General features: G+C 47.9%; 1 pseudogene. It reads left to right on the top strand.

What is annotated here, in order from left to right:
* Positions 1 to 305, top strand: a pseudogene (locus C1E99_RS00615) (hypothetical protein); the annotation flags it as partial.

Below are 305 nucleotides of genomic sequence, written 5' to 3'. Positions count from 1 at the left end.
TCATGGGAGAGTTTATCGGAGTCATTCCTCTGTTTGCAACTCTTATCCTCGGCGCCTTTTTCCTCGGTCGCTACTTCCGTAATTTTAGCCAAACAAAACGAACGCTCTGGTTGGCTATCCTAGCTGTCATTTCCCTGCCTATCGCCATTCCACTTTTGCTTATTCTCCTAGCTAGTCTATTGGGATTGATGGCGCTCATCTTGGCCCTCATTGTCGGTGCCTTTGTTCTGGGTGTCGGACTTCTCACCAGCGGTGGCTATCTGATTTGGGAAGCCTTTAGCCTTATGTCAGAAGGTTTCAATATC

Source organism: Streptococcus suis, from assembly GCF_002964045.1.
Classification (GTDB): domain Bacteria; phylum Bacillota; class Bacilli; order Lactobacillales; family Streptococcaceae; genus Streptococcus; species Streptococcus suis_U.
The sequence above is the reverse complement of the archived record's forward strand: the minus strand, read 5'-3'. Positions and strand labels throughout refer to the sequence as shown.